Origin of the sequence: Rhizobium sp. BK049 (assembly GCF_014193135.1) — a bacterium.
GTDB lineage: Bacteria > Pseudomonadota > Alphaproteobacteria > Rhizobiales > Rhizobiaceae > Rhizobium.
The window spans coordinates 211,876-237,141 of sequence record NZ_JACHYV010000002.1 but is presented as its reverse complement, the minus strand read 5'-3'; the positions used below and the strand labels follow the sequence as shown (position 1 = coordinate 237,141).

Annotated in this window: 25 protein-coding genes and 1 pseudogene; 10 read left to right on the top strand and 16 right to left on the bottom strand. The window is 61.7% G+C overall.

The window, feature by feature from the left end; translation table 11 throughout:
• Position 1 precedes the first annotated feature (1 nt).
• The 12 genes from FHT70_RS03045 to FHT70_RS02990 form a co-directional block, all read right to left on the bottom strand.
• Positions 2-1,105: a MotA/TolQ/ExbB proton channel family protein gene (locus tag FHT70_RS03045; protein ID WP_183698814.1), complete on the bottom strand. Its 1,104-nt coding sequence runs from the start codon at positions 1,103-1,105 to the stop codon at positions 2-4.
• Positions 1,106-1,217: 112 nt separating this feature from the next.
• A complete protein-coding gene (locus tag FHT70_RS03040; RefSeq protein ID WP_085779364.1) occupies positions 1,218-2,018 on the bottom strand; it encodes an inositol monophosphatase family protein in 801 nt (266 codons plus the stop codon).
• Between the two features lie 199 nt (positions 2,019-2,217).
• Entirely contained in the window at positions 2,218-3,315 is a 1,098-nt protein-coding gene (locus tag FHT70_RS03035; protein WP_183698812.1) for a chemotaxis response regulator protein-glutamate methylesterase, read from the bottom strand.
• Positions 3,316-3,323: 8 nt separating this feature from the next.
• On the bottom strand, positions 3,324-4,178 hold the full coding sequence (locus FHT70_RS03030) for a CheR family methyltransferase (RefSeq protein WP_183698810.1): 855 nt from the start codon (positions 4,176-4,178) through the stop codon (positions 3,324-3,326).
• A 29-nt stretch (positions 4,179-4,207) separates the two neighbouring features.
• Positions 4,208-4,690, bottom strand: a complete 483-nt coding sequence (locus tag FHT70_RS03025; RefSeq protein ID WP_183698808.1) for a chemotaxis protein CheW — start codon at positions 4,688-4,690, stop codon at positions 4,208-4,210.
• Positions 4,687-6,492, bottom strand: a complete 1,806-nt coding sequence (locus FHT70_RS03020) for a methyl-accepting chemotaxis protein (RefSeq protein ID WP_183698806.1) — start codon at positions 6,490-6,492, stop codon at positions 4,687-4,689. Before FHT70_RS03020 ends, FHT70_RS03025 begins: the two co-directional genes overlap by 4 nt.
• A 205-nt stretch (positions 6,493-6,697) precedes the next feature.
• Positions 6,698-8,620: a methyl-accepting chemotaxis protein gene (locus FHT70_RS03015; RefSeq protein ID WP_183698804.1), complete on the bottom strand. Its 1,923-nt coding sequence runs from the start codon at positions 8,618-8,620 to the stop codon at positions 6,698-6,700.
• A 265-nt stretch (positions 8,621-8,885) separates the two neighbouring features.
• A complete protein-coding gene (locus FHT70_RS03010; protein WP_183698803.1) occupies positions 8,886-10,589 on the bottom strand; it encodes a methyl-accepting chemotaxis protein in 1,704 nt (567 codons plus the stop codon).
• Between the two features lie 29 nt (positions 10,590-10,618).
• Entirely contained in the window at positions 10,619-11,128 is a 510-nt protein-coding gene (locus tag FHT70_RS03005) for a chemotaxis protein CheW (protein ID WP_183698801.1), read from the bottom strand.
• Entirely contained in the window at positions 11,125-13,164 is a 2,040-nt protein-coding gene (locus tag FHT70_RS03000; RefSeq protein ID WP_183698799.1) for a chemotaxis protein CheA, read from the bottom strand. The genes FHT70_RS03005 and FHT70_RS03000 overlap by 4 nt, the downstream gene beginning before the upstream one ends.
• Entirely contained in the window at positions 13,161-13,529 is a 369-nt protein-coding gene (locus FHT70_RS02995; RefSeq protein WP_085779372.1) for a response regulator, read from the bottom strand. Before FHT70_RS02995 ends, FHT70_RS03000 begins: the two co-directional genes overlap by 4 nt.
• Positions 13,526-13,855, bottom strand: coding sequence for an STAS domain-containing protein (locus FHT70_RS02990; RefSeq protein ID WP_183698797.1), 330 nt, complete (start codon positions 13,853-13,855; stop codon positions 13,526-13,528). The genes FHT70_RS02995 and FHT70_RS02990 overlap by 4 nt, the downstream gene beginning before the upstream one ends.
• Positions 13,856-14,194: 339 nt before the next feature.
• On the opposite strand from FHT70_RS02990, the gene FHT70_RS02985 reads away from it, so the two are divergent.
• Positions 14,195-15,937 carry a chemotaxis protein gene (locus FHT70_RS02985; RefSeq protein ID WP_183698795.1) on the top strand — a complete coding sequence of 581 codons (1,743 nt, stop codon included), beginning with the start codon at positions 14,195-14,197 and terminating at the stop codon, positions 15,935-15,937.
• A gap of 18 nt (positions 15,938-15,955) precedes the next feature.
• Here the strand turns inward: FHT70_RS02985 and FHT70_RS02980 are convergent, their stop codons facing one another.
• Positions 15,956-17,038 (bottom strand): tetratricopeptide repeat protein, encoded by a 1,083-nt coding sequence (locus tag FHT70_RS02980; protein WP_183698793.1) that lies wholly within the window; start codon positions 17,036-17,038, stop codon positions 15,956-15,958.
• 10 nt (positions 17,039-17,048) lie between these two features.
• Entirely contained in the window at positions 17,049-17,702 is a 654-nt protein-coding gene (locus FHT70_RS02975) for a thiamine phosphate synthase (protein ID WP_183698791.1), read from the bottom strand.
• A gap of 107 nt (positions 17,703-17,809) precedes the next feature.
• Here FHT70_RS02975 and FHT70_RS02970 point away from each other — a divergent pair, with 107 nt between their 5' ends.
• Together FHT70_RS02970 and FHT70_RS02965 are read left to right on the top strand one after the other, a co-directional pair.
• On the top strand, positions 17,810-18,574 hold the full coding sequence (locus tag FHT70_RS02970) for a sulfite exporter TauE/SafE family protein (RefSeq protein WP_183698789.1): 765 nt from the start codon (positions 17,810-17,812) through the stop codon (positions 18,572-18,574).
• 70 nt (positions 18,575-18,644) lie between these two features.
• Positions 18,645-18,905 carry a metalloregulator ArsR/SmtB family transcription factor gene (locus FHT70_RS02965; RefSeq protein WP_003542830.1) on the top strand — a complete coding sequence of 87 codons (261 nt, stop codon included), beginning with the start codon at positions 18,645-18,647 and terminating at the stop codon, positions 18,903-18,905.
• Positions 18,906-19,103: 198 nt separating this feature from the next.
• On the opposite strand, the gene FHT70_RS02960 is transcribed toward FHT70_RS02965, so the two are convergent.
• Positions 19,104-19,277, bottom strand: a complete 174-nt coding sequence (locus FHT70_RS02960; protein ID WP_008533139.1) for a DUF465 domain-containing protein — start codon at positions 19,275-19,277, stop codon at positions 19,104-19,106.
• Positions 19,278-19,505: 228 nt separating this feature from the next.
• Between FHT70_RS02960 and FHT70_RS02955 the strand changes: the two genes are divergently transcribed.
• From FHT70_RS02955 to FHT70_RS02930, 6 genes and pseudogenes are all read left to right on the top strand, one after another.
• Positions 19,506-19,709, top strand: a complete 204-nt coding sequence (locus tag FHT70_RS02955) for a DUF465 domain-containing protein (protein ID WP_183698788.1) — start codon at positions 19,506-19,508, stop codon at positions 19,707-19,709.
• A 16-nt stretch (positions 19,710-19,725) separates the two neighbouring features.
• Positions 19,726-20,220: a 5-(carboxyamino)imidazole ribonucleotide mutase gene (gene purE / locus FHT70_RS02950; RefSeq protein WP_064811306.1), complete on the top strand. Its 495-nt coding sequence runs from the start codon at positions 19,726-19,728 to the stop codon at positions 20,218-20,220.
• Positions 20,217-21,293 (top strand): 5-(carboxyamino)imidazole ribonucleotide synthase, encoded by a 1,077-nt coding sequence (locus FHT70_RS02945; RefSeq protein ID WP_183698786.1) that lies wholly within the window; start codon positions 20,217-20,219, stop codon positions 21,291-21,293. The genes purE and FHT70_RS02945 overlap by 4 nt, the downstream gene beginning before the upstream one ends.
• Before the next feature lie 165 nt (positions 21,294-21,458).
• Positions 21,459-21,584 (top strand): type B 50S ribosomal protein L36, encoded by a 126-nt coding sequence (ykgO, locus tag FHT70_RS02940; protein ID WP_003582204.1) that lies wholly within the window; start codon positions 21,459-21,461, stop codon positions 21,582-21,584.
• 107 nt (positions 21,585-21,691) lie between these two features.
• A complete protein-coding gene (locus FHT70_RS02935) occupies positions 21,692-22,306 on the top strand; it encodes a hypothetical protein (protein ID WP_097597281.1) in 615 nt (204 codons plus the stop codon).
• A 110-nt stretch (positions 22,307-22,416) separates the two neighbouring features.
• Positions 22,417-23,421, top strand: a pseudogene (locus FHT70_RS02930) (alpha/beta hydrolase); the annotation flags it as partial.
• 108 nt (positions 23,422-23,529) lie between these two features.
• Here the strand turns inward: FHT70_RS02930 and FHT70_RS02925 are convergent.
• Complete coding sequence (locus tag FHT70_RS02925) at positions 23,530-24,246, bottom strand: SDR family oxidoreductase (RefSeq protein WP_183698784.1); 717 nt, start codon at positions 24,244-24,246, stop codon at positions 23,530-23,532.
• A 114-nt stretch (positions 24,247-24,360) separates the two neighbouring features.
• Here FHT70_RS02925 and FHT70_RS02920 point away from each other — a divergent pair, with 114 nt between their 5' ends.
• Positions 24,361-25,227, top strand: a complete 867-nt coding sequence (locus FHT70_RS02920) for a helix-turn-helix domain-containing protein (RefSeq protein WP_183698970.1) — start codon at positions 24,361-24,363, stop codon at positions 25,225-25,227.
• Positions 25,228-25,266 lie beyond the last annotated feature (39 nt).

Genomic DNA, 25,266 nt, shown 5'->3' with positions numbered 1-25,266 from the left:
CTTACTTGCCCTCGCTCTTTTCTGCATGGCTCGTGCGCTCGCGCAGGCGCTCGGACCGCTCGCCGCCCCGCTCCTGCAGGCCGATGCGCTCGGCCAGCCGGTCGAGCGTCCGGCGCATGGCTTTCGCCTCGTCCTGCTGCGCCTCGATCCAGTCACGCAGCATCTGCTGCTCGTTGCGCATATTCTTGACCAGACCCTGAATGCCTTCGGCAAGGCTTGCCATGGCAGCGACAGAGCGCTGGTTGCCGACACCGCCTTCTTCGGAGACCTTGCGCAGATACTCGGAAAGTGCGCGCATGTCGTCCGAGGAAGACCCGGCAACGGCGTCGAGCGCCGGCGCAAGATCGGAGCCGACATCGGTGACCGAGGAGAGCCAGTTTTCCAACTCCGTATAGAAGCGATTCTGCGCGCGGCCGGCCTGGAGGTCGAGGAAGCCGAGAATGAGTGAACCGGAGAGGCCGAGCAGCGACGACGAGAAGGCCTGCCCCATGCCGGAAAGCGGCATGGAAAGTCCCTCCTTCAGCGCCGAGAGCACGTCACCCGTGCCGTTCGAGCCGGGATCGAGCGACTGGATGACGGCGCTGATCGAGCCGATCGTGCCGATGAGACCCCAGAACGTGCCGAGCAGGCCGAGGAAGACCAAGAGACCGATCAGGTAGCGCGAAACGTCACGCGATTCGTCGAGGCGGGTGGCGATCGAATCGAGAATCGAACGCAGCGCCGTCGTCGACAGCGCCACCGAGCTCTTGCGGCTGCCGATCAGCGCGCGCATCGGCGCAAGCAGCCGCGGGTTACGGTTGACCTTATCCGCGCTGCCGGCAGCGCGGAAGGAGTTGAACCAGCGCACTTCGGGGCGAAGCGCCAGCACGTGATTGAAAACAAGGACGATTCCGACTGCGAGAACGCCGAGGATCAGGCCGTTGAGGCCCGGATTGTGCATGAAGGCGGTTTGCGTCTGCCGAAAGAGGATCGCGGCAATGAACCCGACAATGACGAGGAAAAGCAGCATCGTCCAAAGGAAGGGCATGGGGCTCGAGAGCCTGTAGGTATAACTGCCGGCCGTCTTTTCGGTGGAGCCGATCTCCGCCACATTCACATTTTCCATAGGTCCAGCAGCCTCCGAACTCATTGCTGGCGGAGACTAGAGCAACATTGTGCCGAATTGAAGTATGCCGTGGCGAAAACCGTGACTTTACAACAGCCGGATTTTTATGCGCTCACTTGGCGGGAATCGGCCGCTTGATGACCTCGATCAGCGCCTTATGGACATGTTCGTTGCCCGCGACGATCGCGCCGCCCTCCAGAATGGCCGTTCCGCCATCCCAGTCGGTGGCGAAGCCGCCGGCTTCGCGGATGAGCAGGATACCGGCTGCCATGTCCCAAGGCGCAAGCTCCGCCTCCCAGAAGCCGTCGAAACGTCCGGCGGCGACATGGGCGAGATCGAGGGTCGGTGCGCCCAGGCGGCGGATGCCGGCCACTTCGCCCATCACGTGGCGCAGTTCGACCAGGAACTTGCCGTGATTGCGCTTGCCGAGCGCGGGCACACCGCAGCCGATGACGCAATCCGACAGCACGCGGCGCGCAGCGACGCGCAGGCGCCGGTCGTTGAGAAAAGCGCCGCCGCCGCGCTCGGCAGTATAAAGTTCGTCGGTCGCCGGATTGAAGACGACGGCGGCAACGATCTCGCCATTGCGCTCGAGCGCAATCGAGACAGCGAAGGCCGGGATGCCATGCAGGAAGTTCGTCGTGCCGTCGAGCGGGTCGACGATCCAGCGATGCGCGCCATCGGTGCCCTTGATCTCTTCGCTTTCCTCGCCGAGGAAGCCATAGGTCGGACGCGCCTTCATCAGCTCTTCCCTGACGATCTTCTCGGCCTTGCGGTCGGCGGCGGAAACGAAATCGCCCGGTCCCTTCACCGAAACCTGCAGGTTCTGCACTTCGCCGAAATCACGCCCCAGCGATTTTCCTGCCTTGAGAGCAGCCTGAACCATGACATTGAGAAGAGCTGAACGGGCCATCGGCGCATTTCCTTGGGACTGATACGGGACGCGCGCTGCCAGGGGCGGGAAATGTCCCTGAACATGCATGACAGGCAGCGCTAGCAAAGATTGGCGGCCTCAAGACCACAAAATCGCGGAAATTTCAAGGGGAGGCACGGAGGGCTGCTCACAGGCCTGAAAAGCGTCGGCCTTATTTGCCATTGGAACTGGACCGGCCTCAGAACTTCTGCTGCGTTATCAGGACTTCGCGGGCGATCTGATCGAGCGGCAGAATGCGGTCGACGCCGCCTTTTGCAATCGCCTCCTTCGGCATGCCGAAGACAACCGAACTCGCCTCGTCCTGGGCCACGGTATAGGCGCCGGCTTCATGCATCTCCAGCATGCCGCGCGCACCGTCGTCGCCCATACCCGTCATGATGATCCCCATGGCGTTCGAGCCGGCCGAGCGCGCCGCCGAACGGAAGAGCACGTCGACGGAAGGCCGGTGGCGGGAGACCAGCGGCCCGGTCTTCACGCTCACATAATAGCGCGCACCCTGGCGTTCGAGCAGCGTGTGCTTGTCACCGGGCGCGATCAGCACATGGCCGCGCAGCACCGGATCGCCGTCGACGGCCTCCTTGACCTCGACCTCGCAGAGCCCGTTCAGGCGCTTGGCGAAGGCGGCTGTGAATTTCTCCGGCATATGCTGGACGATCACCATGCCGGGCGCATTGGCCGGCAGCTCCTCCAGGAATTCGCGCAACGCTTCGGTTCCGCCGGTGGAGGCGCCGACGCAGACGACCATCTCCGTCGTCTTCGCCATGGCGCGGCCCGTTGGCGGCGGCAGCATGGCATCGGCCGTCAGCTTCTTGGCCGGTCCCTCGGCGGAAGCGGAACGAATGGTTCCGGCGGCACGGCGCGCGATGGAAAGTCGCGCGTGCGAGGCGCTCTTGACGACTTCGCGAATGCGCATCGCATCATCGGCAAGACCGTCGGCGGCGCCGATCTTCGATTTCAGAATGACGTCGACGGCGCCCGCCTCCAGCGCCTGGATCAGCGTTTCCGAGCCCGCTTCCGTCAGCGACGAACACATCACGACCGGGATCGGCCGCTGCGACATCAGTTTGCGCAGGAAGGTGATGCCGTCCATGCGCGGCATCTCCACGTCGAGCGTGATGACGTCGGGAATCTCCTCCTGCAGCCTCCGCGCCGCCACGAAAGGATCGGACGCCACTGCCATGATCTCGATATCAGGATCCTGCTCCAGCACATGAGCCAGCGTCTGCCGGACGCTGGCGGAATCGTCGATGATGAGAACCCGGATTTTCTTGCGCATGAATGCCTCTAGATACGCTGAAACACCGTATTCGAGACCTGCTTCAGCGGCAGGTCGAAGCCGGTGATCGATTCGGAATGACCGATGAACAGATAGCCGCCCTTCGCCAGGCAATCGCAGAGGCGGCTGAGCACGCCCGCCTGGGTCTGCTTGTCGAAGTAGATCAGCACGTTGCGGCAGAAGATGACGTTCATCAAGTCGCCAACGGGATATTTGTCGTCCATCAGGTTCATCCGTGCAAACCCCACTCTGCTGCGCAGCTTCGGGTTTATGCGCACCTCCTTGCGGCCAGACTGCTTGGCGACCAGCACATATTTGCGCTGCAGGTCGCGCGGCACGGGCGCAATCAGGTCTTCCGGATAGATGCCCTGACGCGCCGTCTGCAGCACGTCGGTGGAAAGATCGGTGGCAAGCACGCTATAGGAAACATCCCTGCGGCCTTCCGCGAATTCCGCTAGCACCATTGCCATCGTATAGGGTTCGGCTCCCGTCGAGCAGGCCGAGCTCCAGGTGCGGATGGTGCGCACACCGCTATTGGCGATCGCCGGCAGCGCCACGGTCTGCATATATTCAAAATGCTTGGCTTCCCGGAAGAAGTCGGTCTTGTTGGTCGTCACCACGTCGATGAGGTAGACGGTTTCCTGGACAAGCCCATCGTGATTGAACAGAAAATCGCAATAATCGTCGAAGGTCGAATGGTTGGTCGCGCGAAGGCGGCGCCTCAGCCGCCCCTCGAGCATCGTCAGCTTGGTCGGCGGCATCTTGATGCCGCTATAGTCGTAGATGAAATGCGCAAGCTTGTCGAAATTGCGCTTGCTGATCCGGTCGCCCGGCAATTGGGTTTCCACAGCTGCCATACTCATAGAACGCAGAACTCCGATTTGAGGCGGCGTCAGGCTGCCGATTGCAGTGCCGAGGCGTCCTCGCGCGACAGGAGTCGTGCAAGATCGATGATGACAACGAAGCCGTTATCACGGCGAACGACGCCGGCGATATAATCCGAACGCCAGCGCACGCCGATGTCGGGCGCCGCCTCGATCTGGTCGCGCCGGAACGGAGTGACCTCGAAGACGCGGTCGGCGACGAGGCCCAGAGTCAGGAGCCGGCTTTCCATCGGCACGTCGAGCACCAGCACCCGCGTGTGCGGCGTCGGCACGGTCTTGGTCATGCCAAGCTTCAAGCGAAGATCGATGGTCGGCACGCCTTGCCCGCGCACGTCGCGCAGTCCGAGCAGATAGTCGGGACCGTTCGGAATCTTGAAGGCTTCCGCATAGTCGAGGATTTCCCGTACGACCTCAACCGGCACGGCGAAAATCTCGTCGCCGAGGCTGAAGGTCACGAATTGCGCTTCCAGAGATGTGGTAGCCATGATCATGCGCTTTCCTTGAATTCAGCGTCCCAATCATCGGGGCCGCCCATGGAGAGATCGAGAGCGAAACCTTTCACCCGCGCCTGTTGACCGGCAACGCTGTTGGCCGGTTTCTTGGCGGCAGTCTTGCGGGCGGAGCCCTGAACCGGACTGCGGACCGTCATTCTGGCGGCCGGCGTGCGGGACTGGCGGTTGCCGGCCGCATCGACGTTGAAGAAGGCGATCGAGGCCTGCAGTTCCTCGGCCTGGGAGGCAAGTTCCTCGGAGGTCGCAGACATCTGCTCGGAGGCACCGGCATTCTGCTGCGTCACCTTGTCGAGCTGCTGGATCGCTTCATTGATCTGGGCCGCACCGACGTCCTGCTCGCGGCAGGCGGCGCTGATCTCGGCCACGAGTTCGGCCGTCTTACGAATGTCTGGCACCAGGCGGCCGAGCATGTCGCCGGCTTCCTGGGCAGCCTTAACGGTATCGCCCGACATAGAGCTGATTTCGGTCGCCGCCGACTGGCTGCGCTCAGCAAGCTTGCGCACCTCGGAGGCGACGACCGCAAAGCCCTTGCCATGTTCGCCGGCGCGCGCCGCTTCGACGGCGGCGTTCAGCGCCAACAGATCGGTCTGGCGGGCGATTTCCTGGACTATGCTGATCTTGTCGGCGATGGTCCGCATCGCCTGCACCGCGCGCGAAACGGCTTCGCCGCTCATCTCCGCATCTTTGGCCGACTGGCGAGCGATCTTTTCTGTCTGGGCAGCATTGTCGGCATTCTGCTTGATATTGGCGGCCATCTCCTCCATTGAGGCGGAAGCCTCTTCGGCGGAGGCTGCCTGTTCGCTGGCACCCTGTGACACCTGTTCGGAGCTTGCCGAAAGTTCCTGGCTGCCGGCCGAGACGTTCTCGGCGGCCGAGATCGCATCGGCGACGACGCCGCGCAGCCGTTCGACCATCTGTTCCAGCGCGATGCCCAGTGTATCCTTCTCCGACAGCGGCTTCGGCGAGACCCTCAGGTCGCCGCCGGCGATTTGCGTAGCGATGTCGGCGGTGGCTCGAAGATTATCGGTCATGACATTGATTGTATTCACGAGATCCCTGATCTCGTCATTACTCTTGATCTCCACCTTCTGGTTTAGGTCGCCGATGGCGACGGCATTGGCAACGTCCATGATCTTGCGCAGGCCGCTGTTGACGCCGAGGGCTATCCACAATGCAGCCGCGAAAGCGATAACTGACGCACCAACCGCAATGACGATCAGCATGTTCTTGGTAGAGCCATAGAGGACTTCAGTGTCGTTATCAGCCTGTATCATGGCCTTTTGCTGCAGCGATACAAGCGCCTCGAACACCTCTTCCAGTTCCACGACGACAGCGCGAACCTCTCCTGACGAAAGCGCTGCGGCCCCTGCCCTGTCACCGCTTTCTTGGATGGCGGCAACTCTGGCGGAACCTTCGCTGAAGCGCTTGGCCAGCTCGATCAGCCTATCCCAGTTGGGTTTGCTCTCGGTGGTTGCGAGCTGTTCACCGCTGGTAGCGAAGGCGAGCATATCATCCGCGCTCTTTGCCGAGTTCTGATAGTTCTTGACCGCTGTTTCGGGATTCATTTCCAGAAGGGCATTCTTCTGCCAGCGAACCGCATTGAGCTCGGCCGTCTTGGCCTCCAGAGCCAGTTCGAGGCTTTTTGCAGGACCGGAGATAAGGCTGCCGACAGCGTCGTTCAGCGAACTGAGACTGATGATGCCATAAATCGCGCTACCCACCAGCAATAGTATGACGACACCAAATGCGGCTGCGAGTTTGAGTTTGATCGTAATACGCATCTCAATATTCCTCTCTGAGAGCGAAGCAATGATATGGACCGGGCGCGCGGCGTCATGCAGCAAAGAAAGTCCGGCAGGCGAAGACAGGTAAGAAGAATTGGCGGACTTCCGTGGCGACGCCCCCGGGGCGCCGGAATTGCGTCGCGGGCCGTGCTGGCTGGCCCACGACAGTTGCAAGGGAAAGCCGCCTATTCTCTGGGAAGCGTCATGCGCTCTCCCTGAAATCGTCGTCGCCGGCGTCAGGGCCGCCCATCGACAGGTCGAGGGCAAAGCCCTTCACGCGGGCCTGCTGGCCTGCAACGCTGTCGGCGGCCGGCTTCTTGGCCGCCGGCTTGCGAGCGGCAGGGGCCGGGCTACGAACCGTCATCTTGGCGCCCTGTGTGCGATCGCGGCGCCCACCCGCAATATCGACCTTGAAGAAGGCAATCGAGGTCTGCAGTTCTTCCGCCTGCGAAGCGAGCTCTTCGGACGTTGCCGACATCTGTTCGGAGGCGCCGGCGTTCTGCTGCGTCACCTTGTCGAGCTGCTGGATCGCCTCATTGATCTGGGCTGCACCGATATCCTGCTCACGGCAGGCGGCACTGATCTCGGAAACGAGTTCCGCCGTCTTGCGGATATCAGGCACCAGGCGCCCCAGCATTTCGCCGGCTTCCTGGGCGGCTGTCACTGTGTCGCCTGACATGGCGCTGATTTCGGCAGCGGCCGACTGGCTGCGTTCGGCAAGCTTGCGCACTTCCGAGGCCACTACGGCAAAACCTTTACCATGCTCGCCGGCGCGTGCGGCTTCGACGGCAGCGTTGAGAGCCAGGAGGTCGGTCTGACGGGCGATCTCCTGCACGATGCCGATCTTCTGTGCGATCGTGCGCATGGCATCAACCGCTCGGGCGACGGCTTCGCCGCTGGCTTCCGCGTCCTTGGCCGACTGCCGGGCGATTTTCTCGGTCTGGGCGGCATTGTCGGCATTCTGCTTGATGTTGGAGGCCATCTCCTCCATCGAGGCGGAAGCTTCTTCGGCCGAAGCCGCCTGCTCGGTAGCGCCCTGCGACACCTGCTCGGAACTCGATGAGAGCTGCTGGCTGCCAGAGGAGACGTTCTCGGCGGCCGAAATCGCGTCCGCGACCACACCGCGCAACCGCTCGACCATCTGCTCCAGCGCAAGGCCCAGCGCATCCTTGTCGGAAAGCGGCTTCGGAGACACGGTGAGATCGCCATTGGCGATCTGGTTGGCAATCCCCGCCGTGGTCCTCAGATTGGCGATCATGCTCTGCATCGCAATCCCGAGCGAGTCCTTGTCCGAGAGAGGCTTGGCATCGGTGGTCAGATCGCCCGTGGCGATCTGGTCGGCAAGGGCGGCGGTCGCGCGCAGATTGGCGGTCATGGTGTTGACCGTCTCGATGAGGTCCTTGATCTCGTCATTGGTCCTGACGTCGACTTTCTGATTGAGATCGCCGATTGCCACGGCGTTTGCGACGCTCGTGATCTTTCTCAGACCATTGTTGATGCCGAGCGTGATCCACAATGCGGCGCCGAGCGCCACAAGCACGGCGAGCCCGGATGCTGTGGTGAGGATGAGCTTGGTGGAATTGTAAAGATCGCTGTTCGACTGATCGGTCGCTTGCATGCCTTTACGCTGGATCTCGGTGAGGGCTGCGATCGCATCGCCCATGTCGCCGGTCATCGCCCGGAGATCGCCAAGTGAAAGCGCCAGGGCGCCTGCCTTGTCACCCCTGACATCGAGTTGCTGCAGCTCGGCGGACTTCTCGCGGAATTTCCCGCCAACGCTCCGCAGCTTCTCCCAATGCGGCTTCCCTTCCGGAGAGGCGATGGCCAAGCCGGCGTCGACAGCGTCGAACATGGCCTGCAGATTCTGATCGGCCTCTTTGTAGAAACCGGCGGCCGCGTCCGGATCGGTGGAAAGCAGCGCGTTCTTCTGAGCCCGAATGGCGTTAACTTCGGCGATGTTTGCGTTCAGCGCCAGTTCCAGCCGGCGCATCGGGCCGTTGATCAAGTTGCTGCTCGCCTCGTTCAAAGTGCCGAGGCTGAAGCTTCCATAAACCGCAATGCCGATCAGCAGCAGCGTCATGATCCCGAAAGCGAGACCTAATTTCAGTTTGATAGTGAAACGCATGTGATACCCCATTTATGCGCCAAAACGATTGAATAGAGAGACGTTCCGATCCGGGAACGCCGAACTTCAGAGTGACGTGTCTGAAAGAGGGAAAGCGACTGCATTCACTTCCCGGCAGCCGGACATCTATCGTCGCAGCGCCAACGCCTACACGCGTTGGGGATATTCCGCCTCGGGCCACCGGAGCGGCCCGAGATTTCCGATGAGGGCGGAGGCGGCTCAGCTGCCTCGCCGGCGGAACGCTATGCGCGTCCCCGGGAAGCCCCTACGCGCTTTCCCGAAAATCGTCGTCACTGGCGTCCGGACCGCCCATCGACATATCGAGAGCAAAGCCCTTGAGACGCTGCTGCTGAGCCGAAACCGTCTGACCGCGGCGCTGGCTTTGGGCCTGCGACGCAGGCTTGCGCGCCGGGGCCTTGATCACCTTGGCTGAGCCGCTCGCCGGCATCTTCTGAGCGCCGAGCCGCGTGCTGCCGGTCGTATCGACCTTGAAGAAGGCGATCGACGTCTGGAGTTCTTCCGCCTGCGAAGCGAGCTCTTCGGACGTTGCCGACATCTGTTCGGAGGCGCCGGCGTTCTGCTGCGTTACCTTGTCGAGCTGCTGGATCGCTTCGTTGATCTGCGACGCACCGATATCCTGCTCACGGCAGGCGGCGCTGATCTCGGAAACGAGTTCCGCCGTCTTGCGGATGTCGGGCACCAGGCGGCCGAGCATCTCACCGGCATCAGCGGCGGCCTTGACGGTATCACCGGACATCGAGCTGATTTCGGCCGCCGCCGACTGGCTGCGTTCGGCAAGCTTGCGCACTTCCGAGGCGACCACGGCAAAACCTTTACCGTGTTCGCCGGCGCGTGCGGCTTCGACTGCGGCATTGAGGGCCAGCAGATCGGTCTGACGGGCGATCTCCTGCACGATGCCGATCTTCTGGGCGATCGTGCGCATGGCGTCGACAGCGCGCGTTACCGCTTCGCCGCTGGCTTCGGCGTCCCTGGCCGACTGGCGGGCGATCTTTTCGGTCTGGGCGGCGTTGTCGGCATTCTGCTTGATGTTGGCGGCCATCTGCTCCATCGAAGCGGAGGCCTCCTCGGCGGACGCGGCCTGCTCCGTGGCGCCCTGCGACACCTGTTCGGAGCTCGCCGAAAGCTGCTGGCTGCCGGACGAGACGTTCTCCGCGGCCGACAGCGCATCGGCGACGACGCCCCGCAGGCGTTCGATCATGATGTTGACATTGCCCAGAAGCTCGCCGATTTCGTCATGGCTGGTGATATCGGCCATTTTCGTCAGGTCGCCTTCGGACACTTCGCGAACCACGGTGTTGGCGCGGCCGAGGCCTTTGCTGATCGTGCTGGCGATCCAGAAGGCCGTGATCGCGGCAACCAGCAGTGCAACGGCAGCGACGGCAATCATCGTCATGCGTGTGGTCGCATACTGCGCGTCGGCATCGGCGTCGGCGGTCTTCATGCGCTGCTTCTCAAGCGCAAGAATTTCGGCGAGTGTCGAGTCAATATCGTTGGCGGCGGCACGCGCCGTCGTGATGGAGATAGTGTTGGCACCGTCCGCATTGCCGGCCTTCAGATAGTCGCGGATCTGGTCGTCGGCTGCGTTGAAGGCCTTGGAAAGCTCGGCAATACGCGCCCAACGCGCCTTGCCTTCTTCCGTGGCAAGCGCCAGAACCTGGTTGAAGGCATCGCTGAAATCCTTACGAGCCGCGTTGCCCTTGTCGGTCGCACGGGCACTTTCTTCGGAAGTACGGGCGGTGAGCAGGTTCTTCTGTTGGCGGATGGCTTCGAGCTGCGCGATGTTGATCTGCTGCGCAAGGTCGAGGCGGGCTGCCGGGCCGGCAAGAAGATTGCCGATGGTATCGTTCAGTGATCCAAGGCTGAAAATGCCATAAGCGGCAGTGCCCAATAACATGAGAATGATAAAGGTGAACGCCGTCACCAGTTTCGTCTTGATTTTCAGTCTCATCGTCCCAACCCCTCTTGGATTAAGTGCCGTCAACTGACGGCCCCAGCTGCGTCATGTCGCGATGAAAAAATCGCCTGCAGATTCGGGAGAATGATGAACTCTCCGCCCCTCTTCACCAGGCAGTTGATGTAGTCGGCCCGCCAGCGCATGCCGACGCTCGGTGGCGCCTCGCTCGCGGTCTTTGCGAGTGTCGTCACCTCGTTCACCTTATCGGTTCTGAGGCCGACGAGCGTCGGCTCGCCCTGCAGATCGATCTCGATGACGATGAAGCGGCTGTCGATCGTCGCCTCCGTCGCCTCCATCCCGAAAGCGAGACGCAGGTCGGCGAGCGGAATGACCTTGCCGCGGAAGTTGATGACGCTGGCGACGAAGGGCTGGCTGCCCGGCACCGCCGTCTCCGGAAGCAGATCCAGGATTTCCTGGACGATGACCGCCTCCAGCGCAAAAGTCTCGCCGTTGAGATCGAAGGTCAGGACCTCGACTTCCTCGGCATAGCTCCAATGATTGTCGAAACGTTCGGCTGTTGCTGCTGCACTCATCCTGCTACCCGCAATTGCGCCTCCTGTTGCTGACCCGCGGCAACCAGGTGCCCGACGTCGAGAATGAGGGCGACGCTGCCGTCGCCTAGAATGGTGGCGCCGGAAAAGGTCGCCACGTCGTTGTGCAGTTTCGACATCGACTTGATGACAGTCTGATGGTCGCCGATGATCTGGTCGACGACGAGCCCCACGCGCTCCGTGCCGGTCGAGATGACGACGACCTTCTGGTGCACGTCGGGCTTCGTGCCGGTGCGGAAAAGATCCCGCAGGCGCAGGAACGGCACCAGGCTGTCGCGTAGCGAGATGAAGCTGCGGCCGCGCGAGCGCAGATCCTCCTCGAGCGACAGTTCGAGGCATTCCTCGACGGCCGAAAGCGGGATGACGTAACGGCCGGTACCGACACGCACCAACAGACCGTCGATAATGGCAAGCGTCAGCGGAATGCGCAGTGACACTTCCGAACCCTGTCCGGGCACACTGACGATATCGATCGCGCCGCGAAGCTCTTCGACCGTCTTCTTGACCACGTCCATGCCGACGCCGCGGCCGGACAGATTGGTGATCGCCGCCGCCGTCGAAAACCCGGGAGCAAAGATCAGTTGCAAGAGCTCGGGGTCAGAAAGCGGCTGGCCCGGATGGATGAGGCCGGAGGATTCCGCCTTGGCGCGGACCCGTTCACGGTTGATGCCGCGGCCGTCGTCCTTGATCGAGATAATCACCTCGCCACCGGCCTGACGGGCCGAAAGTGTTACCGTGCCGGCTTTGGCCTTGCCGGCGGCAAGGCGGTCGGCGGGCACTTCGAGGCCGTGATCGATCGAGTTGCGCACCAGGTGCACCAGCGGATCGGCCAGCCGTTCGATCACCGTTTTATCGACCTCGGTGCTCTCGCCTTCCGTCACCAACTCGATCACCTTGCCGGTCTCGCGGGCAAGATCGTGGACGAGGCGGCGAAAACGGGAAAAGAGAGTCGCAACCGGCACCATGCGCAGCACCATCATCGTGTCGCGCAATTCGCCGGACAGACGTTCGATTTCTTCCGAGACGGAGCGCAGTGCGATATCGGTGCTGGCGCTCGCGAGCTGGCTGAGGCGCGATTGCGCGATCACGAGCTCACCGACGCGGTCCATCAGTTCGTCCAGGCGCTCTGCCGGAACGCGCACGTTCTCGGCAGCCTTCGCCTGGCTGGCGGCGGGTGCCTCACGCTTGACGGGAACCGCTTCGACGGGACGAAATTCCGGCACGGCGGCAGCCGGGACAGGCGGTGGTGGTGCTGAGGCGGCAGCGGCAGGCACCGGCATTGTTTCAGCCGGAGCGGCCGTTGCCGCTACCGTGCCGTCGATCTCCTCGACGCTGAGTTCCATGTCGTCGAGCACGAAGATGAAGACGTCGTCGATCGCTGAACGGTCCTGCTCGCTAATCAGCGTCACATCCCAGGAAATATAGAGTTCCGTCGGCGTGAGCTCATCGAGGGGCGGAATGGCCGAAGTGTCGGCGCGCACGGTGCATTCGCCGAGATCGCGCAGTTCGTCCAGCAGGCCGAGCGGATTGGTGCCGTTGGCCATCGAATTGGCCGGCAGGCTGAAGCGGATGCGCCAGCTGTTCCTCGTCTTTTTCGTCGACGCCTCCTGCACGGGCGCTGCGACGGTGGCTGGCGCCGCAGCCTTTGCGCCGACGGCGGCCTGCAGCTGTGCCAGAAGCTTGTGCCCGGTGTCGCCATGATCGGCGTCGGGCTGATCGACGAGGGCACGCATATGGTCCTGGGCGGCGAGAACGGCGGCGACGAGTTCGCTGGTGGCCGCGACCTCGCCCTTTCGAACGCGGTCGAAGGCCGTTTCGCAATGATGGGTGAAGGCGGCCAGCGCCTCGAAACCGAACATCGCGCCCGATCCCTTGAGCGTGTGAAGCCCGCGGAATACCGCGTCGACGAGATCCCTATTGTCGAGTTGGTGCGTGAGGTCGAGAAGGCCGGTCTCGATCGCTTCGAGGCATTCGGCAGCCTCCGTGCGGAATACGGCGACGGGGTCGAGCGTACTCATCTTCCGAGAACCTTCTTCACGATCTTAACGAGATTTTCCGGATCGAACGGCTTGGTCAGCCAGCCGGTCGCGCCGGCAGCCTTGGCACGTGCCTTGAGGTCGGCGTCAGATTCCGTCGTTAGAAAGATAATCGGAACACCGGCCTGCGCCGGCAGCTTGCGCAGTTCCTCGATCATCGTCAGCCCGTCCATGACAGGCATGTTGAGATCCGTCACGATCAGATCGAAGCTGCTGCCCTTGGCCGCAATGAGGCCTTCCGCCCCGTTGACCGCTTCGGTGACGCTGTAGCCCGCATTGGTCAGCGTGACCTTTGTGGTCAGGCGGATGCTGGCGGAATCGTCTACCGTCAGGATGTTGGCACTCATAATGTCACCTCTTTATGCAACCAAAACTTTAAGTCTTCATGATCCATGGATTCGATGAAACCGGAACGCTCAAGTACGTTCAACACGGAGCCGCTGGCCGGAGAAGAAAGGTTGAGCGTCTTTCCGGCGGCTTTTGCTTGACGGCGGGCCGCTTCCATAAGTTGGATGAAACTCAGATCAGCTTCAGCATCAGCAGGAATGCTAAAGAGGATGGTATCTTTACTACGAAATGCGCCATTGATCTTGGTGTGTAATTCAGCCGCGTGCCGAATGTTTAGCACGTCCGGCAAAGTTATAGATTCACAATATTGACTCTGAGTATCCAATGCAGCCTCCTGGGCCCGAGAAATACTTTCGACCCTAAGAGGACTCTCACGGCAGCGTTAATGCAGCGTAAACAGAGGTTGTAGAAAACCGACGAGAAGCGCATTCCGCGACTCCTAATTCTTATCGAGAATAAGTTGTATCCTTCTCTCTAAGCTTGGAAATAATAGAATGAGAACAAACGCTTAAATGATCTCACTTGGCATGCGCCGCACCGAAAGCCTTGTCTCACACCTTTCATTAATCACAACGTAGGCGAGTCTGGCGCGTTTACCGGACATTTCCATCCTGCCCGTAGAAATAGAGTCAAATTGGCCTGCGTTTTAAGAAAAGGTATAAATGTGGCACACGCTCTGGTAACATCCAACGCTGCAGCCTACACATCGGGGCGGGAGATCAGTCAGATCCTGGAATCCGCCCGCAGCCAAGTCGAGGAGCGTTTTCTCGAGGGCGGGTCGGTGCTGCTGTCGGTGATGGATGTCCTCAACCGCCTGCTGAATTCGCTCGAAAGTGTCGCCAAGGCACTCGATGCCAACGAGGCGAGCGATACCAGCGCCGATCTCCGCGCTACGGTGGAAAGCCTGACTGCATTGCCGGTCACCGAAGAAAATCGCCAGCAGGCGCTCATCTCGCTGGCGCAAACCGGCAGGGAACTGCGCAAGCACGTCGCCGATATGCAGGAGACGATGCGTTATCTCAGAACCTTTGCCGTGACTGTAAAGATCACCGGCGCCGGCCTTGCCGAATTCGCCGGCTTCGCGCAGGAGATTTTGGAACGTATCTATTCGGGCACCGATGAGGTGAATCGCTTCGCCGCCCATCTCGACAGCCTCGAGAAAGAGGTCAAACTCGCCGCCTCCTTCGGGGCTAACGTCTCCAGGAGCTACGCCGATACTGTTCCGGCCGTCGCCGGAGCCCTGCGCGACGATGCCGCCAAGATCGCCGAACATCGCAAGAATCTCGGCATCCTCGCCCGCGAGGTCGGCGCGATCGCACGCGGCGTCCAGAGCAAGGTCAGCTCGACTCTATCAGCCCTGCAAATCGGCGATATCACACGTCAGCGTATCGAACATGTACAGGCAACCTTTTCGCTGCTTGAAGATTTCCTCGCCGGCGAAGATGGCGCCGGGCTCGACGCCGGTGCGCGCCAGCGTCTCCAGAATGTCGTTCACCATCTGACAGCGGCGCAGATGAGCGACATGTGCGTCAATTTCCAGCGGGATTCGGAGAACGTCGTCAAGACGATTGCGAGTTTCGACCACGACATACGGGAAATCCTAAAGCTGCGCGATCAAATGGGCACCGAAAGCGGCGAAGCCGGCGGCAATTTCATGCGCGCACTGGAATCCAGCGTTTCTGCCGCCCACGAGATCGTCAAGCAGGTCGACACGGCAAGCCGGCAGGCTGACCAGGTAAGCCATACGACAATCGGCACGGCCGCCAAGCTTTCCGAAGCCATCGTCAACATTCGCGTCGTCAGGACCGACATCCATTACATGGCCTTGAACACCAATCTGCGCTGCAGCCGGCTTGGCGAGGAAGGCAAATCGATCAACGTCGTCACCGCCGAGCTGCGCATCTTCGCCGGCAAACTCGATGAATCCGCCGACGCCATCGTCAACGGCCTGCCGGCGCTCGAAGCCGCCGCAGGGCGCGTGGCTCCCACCACGGACACCACCGTCGGCGGACTGGGCGAGAGCCTGACCTCGGCCGTCGGCAACATCCGTTCCGCGGCCAATGTCATGGAAAACGAGCTGAAGGTGCTCGCCGAGAACGGCCGCGAGGTCGCCGCCAAGATCGGCCTGCTGATCGGCAAGCTCGACTTCCAGCACGAACTCGGCGATGTCCTTGCCCGCTGCGCCGATGCGCTCGAAGGCGTCGCCGGCACCGATGTCGCCGATATCTCCGATCTCGCGGAGGTCATCGCACCCCTCGACCGCAAGATTTTCAAGCTCTATACGATGGTCCAGGAGCGCAACATTCATCGCGACATCATCCCGGCAAGCGAGGAGAGTATTTCAGCGCTTGCCGAGACCGCTAAAGCCGAAAACGACGAGAATCTTTTCGCCGACGCGCTTTTCTAGAGCATAAAACCGCGGCGGCTATCGCCGCCGGAATTTGTTGGCGGCATCTATAGCCGCCTTCTGCTGATCGTCCTCGATGCCGAGATAAAAATCCTCCAGCGCCGGATCGGCAAGCCCCGCACGGCGCGACAGCACATACCATTTCGCCGCCTCGATCGGGTTCGGCGGCGTGCCGATGGCGTTGATGTAGAGATGGGCGAGCTTGTTCTGCGCAACGACATTGCCGCCATTGGCGGCAAGTTTCAGCCATTCGAAACCCTTGACGTAATCCTTCGGGCCACCAACGCCGTTGACGAGCCAGATGCCGAGATCGAGCTGGGCCGTGTCGAAGCCGGCACGCGCTGCGCGCGCCATCCACTCGCGGGCGAGCTGCTTCTTTTCCTGCGGCAGGTCCTTCAGCGTTCCATAGATCTGCGCCACGGCATATTGCGAATCGGCAATGCCCTGCTCGGCTGATTTCTCGTAGAACGGCAGCGCGAGCTTCAGCCCCTTTTCGCCGGGATTGTCGGCGACGAGGATCTGCGCCCAGTTGAATTCGGCTGAAGGATTGCCGGCTTCGGCGGCCTTGCGCATATAGTCGTCGGCTTTGGCCTTGTCGCGCGGCACACCCTGGCCTTCCATCAGCATCAGGGCATATTTGAACATCGCCGCAGGATCGCCGCCTTCGGCCGCCTTGCCATACCAGAAGGCGGCGTTCTTCACGTCCTTCTTGACGCCGAGACCCTGCGAGAGGATTTCGCCAATCAGCGTCTGCGCCGCCGGATCGCCCAGTTGGGCGCGCGGCAGCGCCTTGTCCATCGCGGTCAGATAGTAACCGCGCTGAAAGGCGCCGTACGCCTCGTCAATCGGCCCTTTGTAGTCCTTCTCCGGCGGAAGGTCGGGCAGCTTCGCGCCCATGCGGTCGAAAACGCCGACGCCATCCGAGGGCTTCACATCCCCGTTGGGGAGCCGGTCGGTGCGAAAGCTTGACGCCGGCGCGGTGCCTGGCTGTCTGATGACGCTGTCCGGTGCCTGCGCCACGGCGATATCAGACCCGCCCGCAGTGAGGGCGACCATGCTGGCAAGCAGATATTTCAAAGGGCGGGCGGGCAGGATCGGCATGAGCGGGATTTCAATCCTCAAACCGTGGCGCTTTTTCGTCGAGCAGAGCATTGATCTCGGCAACGATGGACGGCGCTCGGCCGGGCTCCCCGAATACCGCCAGCCGCAGCGCCACGAACTCTGCTCCGGTCTCAGCGACGGCAAGAGCCGACGCCGGATCGGTGCCGCCCATGACGATGCAGGGGATTTCGATCATTGAGGCCCACCATTCGCCGAGCGCAAGGTTCTTGGGATGCGCCTCCGGCTTGATATCCCCATCGAGCTTGCCGAAGAAGATATAATCCGGCCTGACTTCGCCGATCTCCAGCGCATTGTGCCGGTCGCTGGCATTGCCGCCGCCGACGATCAGCTTCGGAGCGTGTTTGTCGATCGCCTCCGACAGTGCCTGGGCGTTGTCGGTAATATGCAGGCCATCCGCCTTCGCCCGTCCCGCCACGCGGCTGTCGCCTGCAATCAGCGCGGCGGCCCCCGCATCCTGGATCACCGGCACCAGCTTTTCGGCATGTTTCTGGAAGGCGCCGTCGTCGAGCCCGTATTGCGGCACGATGACGGAGGCGACATCGCCGCCCTTCAGCGCATCGGCGACGATCTTTGCCTGTTCATCGGCGTCGGCGATATCGGGGACGATGAGCACCAGGCGGCAGCGGTTTTCGGCTTCGGTCATGAGGTCTTTCCGTTTCCTGCGAATTCCTTCTCGAAAGGACGGATCCGCACTCGTTTTGTGTGAGTAGTTCCGTTAGAGGAGGCTTGCAAGAGGAGGTCGTCGAAAGCATGCCGCAGGACTTGTCATTCTACTACGCCGCCGTGCCCGCGGTTCTGCTTGTCGGCCTAGCAAAAGGCGGCATGGGCGACGCTTTGTCGCTGATCGGCCTGCCATTTCTCGCCCTGGTCGTCTCGCCGCTCCAAGCCGCGGCGATCCTGCTGCCGATCCTGGTCTTCATGGACATGATCTCGCTCGTCATCTGGCGCAGGCATGGCGATTGGGCGACGCTGAGGATCATGCTGCCGGGCGCAATTTTCGGTATCGGGCTCGGGTGGGCGACCTCGGCGCTCGTTCCGGCCAATATGCTGCGCATCGTCATCGGAGCGGTGACCATCCTCTTCTGCCTGCGTTATTTCTGGAACAATTTCGGCCCGGGTGCCGGCAAGGTGGTTCCGCCGCGCGGCCAGCGGCCGGTGGCCGCCGGCCTCTGGGGCGCCTTCTCCGGCTACGGCAGCTTCGTCGCCCATGCAGGCGGCGCCCCCTTCCAGATCTATGCTTTGCCGCTCAAACTTCAGCCACGCGAATATACCGGCACCAGCGTGCGTTTCTTCGCGATCCTCAACGCCATCAAGCTGGTCCCCTATTTCGCGCTCGGCCAGCTCGACACGCAGAATCTTGCGACTTCGGCGACCCTGCTGCCTTTCGCGCCACTCGCTACCCTTGCCGGCGCCTGGTGCGTGCGGCGGATGAAGCCGGAGATATTCTATCCTTTCATGTATGCCATGGCCCTGATCGCCGCCTTTCTGATCGCGCGCGAGGGCCTTAGCGGCTGACAAAGGCCACGCTACGCTGCAATGCACAATTTCCTTGCCGGAAGGGCCGGTTTGACGTAGCTTTTCCAGCATGTCGAACACGGACCCTTTCTCTGCGATTGCTGATCCGAACCGGCGGTTTCTGCTGGAGGAATTGCGTCGCGCTCCAAGGACGGTCAACGAGCTCGCCGAAGGGCTGCCGATCAGCCGCCCGGCGGTCTCGCAACACCTAAAGGCGCTGCTCGACAGCAATCTGGTCTCGGTGACCTCGGAAGGCACGAAGCGCATTTACACGGTCAACAACCGAGGCTTCGACAAGCTCAATTTATGGCTGGATCAGTTCTGGGCCTGATGCCGTCCCCGCCGTGGGACACGCTGCGATCACATGAAACTACTCGAATATGCCCCGTGAAAGCGCCAGCCGCAATGCCTCAAGCATCGGACTGGCGCAAATCTGGTATGAGATCACCGGATCTTGCTGATTTCAGGCGGAATGGATGGATTTACCTCTTCTAACGCAAGATGATCGACCGGCGATCTCCTGGGAGGATTAATGGACGGATGACTTGAGACGCTGAATCTCGTCCTTGATGCGCAGCTTGCGGCGCTTGCATTCGGCAATTTCGGTATCGGAGATAGAGGGAGCTGTTCTGAGCGCGTGCAACTCCTCCTCGAGTGCTACGTGCTTTTTCTGGAGTGATTCAAGATGAGCTTCAACTGTCATTTGACCCTTCCTTCCTCTTACCCTCCCCGACCATCATCGTCGGGGATCAAGGTGTCAACGGGGCGGACTGTGACATATTTTTGACGGCTTGTCGAAGGCCAAAAGATGAAGAAGAGATGGCAAATTCATGATCAAGACTAACTAGCCGTTACCCGTATTTGGTGATAGGAGCTTGCGGAAATCATCGGCAGATCGGACAAGGTCCGAGGACGATAACGGGGAATGCATATGGCCGATCAGGAACAGGCGGAAATCAGGCTCATGGTGGCACGTCTGCGCCAGGAGCACGAGGATTTCGACGCTGCGATCAACGCCATGATCGAGACCGGATGCGACGCTCTGCGAATCCAGCGCATGAAGAAGAAGAAGCTCGCCATCAAGGACAAGCTCTCCAAGCTGGAAGACCAGATCGTTCCCGATATCATTGCCTGAAAGGAACGGTCGCAGGATGACAGATAGACCACTCGTCGCCATCATCATGGGCAGCCAATCCGATTGGGAGACCATGAAGAACGCGGCCGACACGCTGGAAGCGCTGGAAATCGCTTATGATGCGCGCATCATCTCAGCGCACCGTACGCCCGAGCGAATGATGAATTTCGCCAAGGGCGCACGTGCGGAAGGTTTCAAGGTCATCATCGCCGGCGCCGGCGGTGCGGCGCATCTGCCGGGCATGACCGCATCGATGACGCCGCTGCCGGTCTTCGGCGTCCCGGTTCAGTCGAAGACCATGTCCGGCCAGGACAGCCTTCTTTCCATCGTGCAGATGCCGGCCGGCATTCCGGTTGGGACCCTAGCCATCGGCAAGGCGGGTGCGGTCAACGCCGCTCTTCTCGCCGCTGCCGTGCTGGCCCTTTCCGACGAAGAGATTGCCGACAGGCTCGACGAATGGCGCGAGCGCCAGAGTGCTGCCGTCGCCGAATATCCAATGGACGACCAATGACCATAGGAACGATCGGCATTGTCGGCGGCGGCCAGCTCGGCCGCATGCTGGCCATCGCCGCCGCCAGATTGAATTTCCGCACTGTCATCCTCGAGCCGCAACTCGACTGCCCCGCCGCCCAACTGGCGAACCGGCAGATCGTCGCCGCCTATGACGATCCCGCGGCGCTGGCCGAACTGGCAGACGCCTGCGACGTCGTCACCTACGAATTCGAGAATGTGCCCGTCGCAGCCGCCGAAGCGCTCTCGGCAAGCATCGCCGTCTATCCGCCTGCCAAGGCGCTCGAGGCCGCCCAGGATCGGCTCGTCGAAAAACGCTTCCTCAACGGCTGCGGCATATCAACCGCTCGCTTTCATGCAGTCGACAGCCAGGCCGATCTCGAAACCGCACTGAAAGATTTCGGCGGCCAAGGCGTGCTGAAGACCCGCCGTCTCGGTTATGACGGCAAGGGGCAGAAGGTTTTCCGCTCGCCCGCCGACAATCCTGACGGCGCCTATGCCGCGCTCGGGGCCGTGCCGCTCATCCTCGAAAGCTTCGTCGCCTTCGAGCGAGAGGTCTCGATCATCGCCGCGCGTGCCGCGGATGGGACGGTCGTCTGCTTCGATCCCGCCGAGAATGTCCACCGCAACGGCATCCTCCACACCTCGACCGTTCCGGCCGCAATCTCGGCGACGACTGCGGAGGCCGCTCGTCAATCGGCGGAAAAGATTCTCGCCGCGTTGAACTATGTCGGCGTGATCGGCATCGAATTCTTCGTGCTCGCCGATGGCGGCCTGGTCGCCAACGAGATGGCGCCGCGCGTCCACAATTCCGGTCATTGGACGGAAGCCGCCTGCGTCGTCAGCCAGTTCGAGCAGCATATCCGCGCTGTCGCGGGCCTGCCGCTCGGCGATGGCGAGCGGCACTCCGACTGCGTCATGCAGAATTTGGTCGGTGACGATATCCTTGCCGTCCGCGACTGGCTGCAGCGTCCCGACACGCTGGTTCACCTCTATGGCAAGAGCGAGTGGCGCCCCGGCCGCAAGATGGGTCATGTCACGACATTGGCGCCGAAATTGCCGGTTTCGGGATGAGAAAACGGCCGTGCGGCTTGGGAAAAACACCGTCACGTGGTTGACACGCTGGAGGTGACGAGGTATCTGCACCCCCACCTAAAGAGCGCGCCCCGACGGCGCGCTTTTGATTGTTAAAGTTACGGGCGAATGTGAATTCCCCCATAGAGATCGCGGATCAGAAAAATGAAGATCAAGAATTCGCTCAAGTCGCTCAAGGCACGTCACCGTGACAACCGTCTGGTTCGTCGCAAGGGCCGCATTTACATCATCAACAAGCTGAACCCGCGCTACAAGGCTCGTCAGGGCTGATTGCACGAATCCGGATCGTGCGCCGCTCAGAGTGCGGCAACGGACATCCGGGGGTCGCTGCGGTGATCACGGCTAATTTGTTTGATCTTCGGCGCTGGCGGACTAATATGTCCGCCATGCGCTTTTTTGCTTTGACGTCAGCGGTGCTGCCGCTCGCCTTCATCCTCTCCACCTCCCCGTTTCCGGTCGCCGCGGCGGAAAAGAACGTCATTGTCGAGCGGAGGGATGCCACTAGTTCGCCGAAGCAGCGTCTCGATCAGCTCTTCAGTCAGCTGAAGCGCGAGCGTGATCCTGATAAGGCCAGCAGCATCGCCAATGAAATTCGCCTGGAGTGGAATGATTCCGGCAGTGCGACCGTGAACCTGCTGATGCAATGGGCCGACAAGGCGATCGAGGAAAAACGCAATCCCGCCGCCCTCGATTTCCTCGACGAGGCGATTGCCCTCAAGCCCGATTACGCCGAGAGCTGGAATCGCCGCGCCACGCTGAATTTCATCATGGGCAATTACCGCAAGTCGATGTCCGACATCGAGCATGTGCTGGATATCGAGCCACGCCATTTCGGCGCGCTCTCCGGCATGGCCGCGATCCTCAACAATTCCGGCAATGATCAATTGACCCTGAAGGCCTGGGAACGGTTCCTCGATATCTATCCCGCCGATCGCACCGCGCAGGAGCAGGTCAACATGCTTGCGGAAAAACTGGCCGGCAATCGAACCTGAAGCAGGATCGCCGAGCTTGACCTGCGCCCAGAACGCGCAATTTTAGAACTGTCGAGGGAATTTGACACGATCGTCCCCCGCAAAATCCATCGATCGTCGCCGTTAAGATCATGCTTGCCGAAGTTTCCGCTTTTCTCGCCCCGCTCGCCGCCGCCATCGGCTACTCCTCTTACAAGGCGCGGCAATTCGAACAGACCTATCCGAATATCGGCGAGTTAACGGATGTCGGCGGCTACCGCATGAACGCCGTCCATGTCGAGCGTCCCGAAAATGCGGACCTTCCGGCGCTCGTCTTCATTCACGGCGCCAGCGGCAATCTGCTCGATCAGATCGTCGCTTTTCGCGCACTGCTCGAAGGCCGGGCGGAAATGCTGTTCGTCGATCGTCCCGGTCACGGCTATTCGGAGCGCGGCGGCCCTGAGAACGCCCTACCCTCGGGCCAGGCCGATGCAATCGCCCGACTGATGGAAAAGCGCGGCATCGAGAAGGCGATCATCGTCGGCCATTCCTTCGGCGGCGCGATCACCGCCGCCTTCGGCCTGCGCCACCCGGATAAGACCGCCGGCCTGCTCTTCCTCGCGCCGGCCACCCATCCGTGGCCCGGCGGCATCGACTGGTATTATCATGTGGCGACCGTGCCGGTCATCGGTTGGCTCTTCAACCACGCCGTCGTCGTTCCGCTTGGACTGAGCCGGCTGGAGCGCGGCACGCTGAATGTCTTCCGTCCCAATCCACGCCCTGCCGACTACATCGAAAAAACCGGCCCGTCGCTGGTGCTGCGGCCGCACACCTTCCACAACAATGCAGCCGATTTCAAAAGACTGCTCGCCTATGTGAAGGAGCAGTCGCCGCTCTATTCGCAGATCACCGCGCCCACCGTCATCATCACAGGCGACCGCGACGAGATCGTCTGGGAACACCTGCATTCGCGTGGCCTTGCCCGCGATATAGCAGGCTCCGAACTCGTTACGGTCCGCGGCGTCGGCCATAAGCCGGATTATCTCGCCACCGACGTCGCCATCGCCGCCATGGAAAAGATCGCCGGCGAGCCGCGCGACCTCCAGTCGGCCGCCCGCAGAGCCGAAGAGAGGCTCGCCGCCCCATCACGTGACCGAGCGGCCGAAACTCCGTGGTCTCTGATCAGGCGCCCGGCATGGTGCGCGACATCTCGGGACTCGAACGTCCCGCTGGCAAGATGTTCGGCGGAGCGCTCGCAACCTCCCTCAGGCGCCGAGCCGCACACCGCCGTCGCAGGTGACGACATGACCGCTCATGAAGCCGCTTTCGATCAGGAATGCGATCGCCTGCGCGATATCCTCCGGCCTGCCGACACGGCCGACCGGCGTGCGGCCGGCGAAATCCGCGAAGACGCTGCTGCGCTGCTCGAATGGCAGGAAATGCCACCAGGGCGTATCGACGACCCCGGGTGAGACTCCGTTGACGCGCAGCGGCTTCAGCTCGACGGCTAGTACCGGTACCATCGCCTCAATTCCGGCATTGACGGCGGCAAGCCCCGCCGTGCCGGGCATCGCCGCTTGGGCGCTGACCGCAGAGACGAAGGTGATGCTGCCGCCCGGTTGAAGGAAGGGTAGTGCCGCCTGTGCCGCAGCCGCATGCGGAATGAGTTTGGTCTGAAATCCGGCGAGCAGATCCGCCATATCGAGCGTTGCGAAGGGACCTGCGCCATGGCCGCTGCCCATCGCGAGCACGAGATGGCCGAAGGCGCCAATGCCGGCAAAAACTCTTGCTGGGCTTGAAAACTCCGTCGCATCGAGCAGGACGATGCGCAGATCGCCGACTAGCGAAGCTTGTGCGGCCGCGAGTTTTTCGCCGTCGCGGCCTGCGATGGTGACCGCGTATCCCTGTTTCAAAAGTAAGTTTGCTGTGGCAAGGCCGATGCCGGATGAACCGCCGATGATGACCACATGCTGCAAAGTCATGATGCTGCTCCTTGAACTCATTGATCCGCAGGCGGGGATCACCTGCGACTTTGGCACCATGCGTCCAATGAAAACGGCAAACAGTTCCAATTTTATCCTGGTATCGATACTGATATTATCGGACCCATGGATCAGAAAACCGACGTCTTCGAAGCCCGCCGCCGCGAATTCGCGGCCTTCCTGCGTTCACGCCGCGAGCGGCTGGCGCCATCTGACGTCGGCTTACCGGAAGGCATCCGCCGACGCACTCCAGGCCTGAGGCGCGAGGAACTCGCCATGCTCGCAGGCGTCGGCACCACCTGGTACACATGGCTGGAGCAGGCCCGCAACGTCCGCCCCTCCCCACAGGTGCTAAACGCCCTTGCCGATGCTCTCCGCCTCGATGACGCCGAGCGCCGGCACCTCTTCACCCTCAATAATCGCCAGGCGGTACAGGCGATGTCGACACCACCCGAACACGTCGACGAGCCGCTGCAGCGCGTGCTCGCCAATCTGACCCATCAACCGGCCTATGTGCTCGGCCGCCGATGGGATGTGCTCGCCTGGAACCGCGCCACCGATGTGCTCTTCGGTGGCTATGACACGCTTGAGCGCGACGAGCGCAACATCATGCATCGTCTCTTCGTCGACCCTGCACATCGCCGGCTGCTCGTTGATTGGGAATCGGTTGCCCGCGTCTCCCTCGCGATGTTCCGGGCAGACAGCGCTCGTTATGCCGGCGATCCGGATTTCGAGCGGCTGATTGCACTGCTCATGCAGGCAAGTGACGAGTTCCGCAGTTGGTGGCAGCGCCACGAGGTGATCAGCCCGCTATCCGGCATCAAGCGCATCGATCATCCGGTCATGGGCCGCATGTCCTTCGAACACACCGGCCTGGCGCTGACGAACCGGCCCGAGATGAAGCTCATCGTCTACACGCCGCTCGATGACGACGATACCAACAGCAAACTCGCCAAACTGCTGGATCTGGATCCGGCATAAAGCTTACCCCTCGCATTGCCGCTGGCCGCAGCAGCCCCA